Here is a 1,556-nt window from a genome sequence, read left to right as displayed (position 1 = left end):
TCGGCTTCCACCGATGCGATGACGAGCAGGTCGTCGTCGAGCATCCGGACCACCTCGACGGTGACCGCGTACAGGCTGCGGCACAACAACTTCGCGATATCGCGGCAGCTGCGGCGGCCGTTGGACCACAGCAGGATCTCGCGGCGATGGCCGCTGCCCGGACCGCTGAGCAACACCCGGCCGCGTTCGGTGAGCTGCACGTGATTGCGGTGCGGGGAGATGCGGCCGTGAGCAAGCGCGCCCAGCCGCCGTTCGGTCTCCAGTAGTAGCCACCCGGGTTCGAAGCCGGGCGCTCGCGGCGCGGTGCCCTCGAATGTGCCTGGCGCGTCGGCGGATTCGGGGTTCGGGTCCGACTGCCAGAAGCAGTTGCCGATCCAGCCCGAGGTGATGGCGAAACAGCCGTCCACCGCGGCCATCATGGTCACCACCCGCAGATCGGCCTCCCCGGTGGAGGTACGCCCGGGGCGCGCGAGCAGTTCGCGCACCCCGGGCGCGCCGGGCGAGTCCACCATCACCACCAGCCCATGGACGATATGGAGATCGCCGCCCGGCTCCCCGGTCACCCGCAGGACCCCGGTCCGCGTGGTGGCCGCGGCCTGTGCCAGTTCCCGGACCAGTTCGCGGGCCGATTCGCGGTCCAACGCCGGTAGGCGCCCGGGTCCGGCGACAGGTCCCGTAGTCATGCGCGAACTCCTGGGAAATAGGCAGGACGACATGGCACGAATGCGCGACCTAGAGCGGCCGACAGCGAAACGTGCACGCCTGGTGGATATTTCGACGGCGAATCGCATCGACCCCGCTCACCGCGTGTGGGATATCGTGACAGCCCAGCAGTTTTGGAGCAATGGATTCCTGCGAATCGATTACTAAAGTCCCTTCGCGGCTATCGAATTCGCTGGGCGGGATACCAGCATCACCAGTGCAAGCGATCCGCTACACGCACGCCACCGGGGTTAATCCCTATTGACAGAGGCGGCGCGGAGTCACAATTGTTCCCGACGGAATAATATTGCGGCGCAATATGAACCGCCCGGTCGAATTGATTTGTCCGATTTCGAATCGGTGCGATTATCGAGGCGTCACCGATCGCGCGGGACGACGCATTCGGCCAAGGCCAGCAGATCCACGGCGGGACGTCCCCCCAGCATGTCCGCGGCGGCGCGCATATGGCGCAGGGATTCCGCTTGCGCCCACTCCTTTCCACCCGCTCGCGCGATGAGATCCGCTGCGTGCGCGGCCGATTCCCGATCCAGGGCGGTGTCCGAGGCGTAGAGCTCGGCGAACTCGCGGCCCGCCGGCGTCGGCGACTCGAGGGCCGCCACCACGGGTAAGGAATGCTTGCGCCGCATCAGGTCATGGCCGACCGGTCGGCTCGGATTGCCGGGCTCACCCCAGATCCCACGCAGGTCGTCACACAGCTGACAGGCGATGCCCAGCTCCCGGCCGAACCGATCCATGGCCGCCACCACCTCCGAAGGCGCGCCCGCGCACAACGCGCCCATCGCGCACGCGCACCCCAGCAGGGCCGCCCGCTGGTGGCGCAGCGTCTCCAGGCA

2 protein-coding genes are annotated in these 1,556 nt (G+C 67.6%); both read right to left on the bottom strand.

The genetic code is table 11. The features are described 5' to 3' along the window. The coding region (locus ACIRS4_RS36645) for a hypothetical protein (protein ID WP_404204355.1) at positions 1–641 on the bottom strand (641 nt) is incomplete at its 3' end. A 438-nt stretch (positions 642–1,079) separates the two neighbouring features. Further along, the coding region (locus ACIRS4_RS36640) for a polyprenyl synthetase family protein (protein WP_404204353.1) at positions 1,080–1,556 on the bottom strand (477 nt) is incomplete at its 5' end.

The organism is Streptomyces sp. NPDC101166 (assembly GCF_044768125.1).
In the GTDB taxonomy this organism is placed as follows: domain Bacteria; phylum Actinomycetota; class Actinomycetes; order Streptomycetales; family Streptomycetaceae; genus Streptomyces.
Note: the sequence above shows the minus strand (reverse complement) of the source record. Positions and strands in the feature narration are given on the sequence as shown.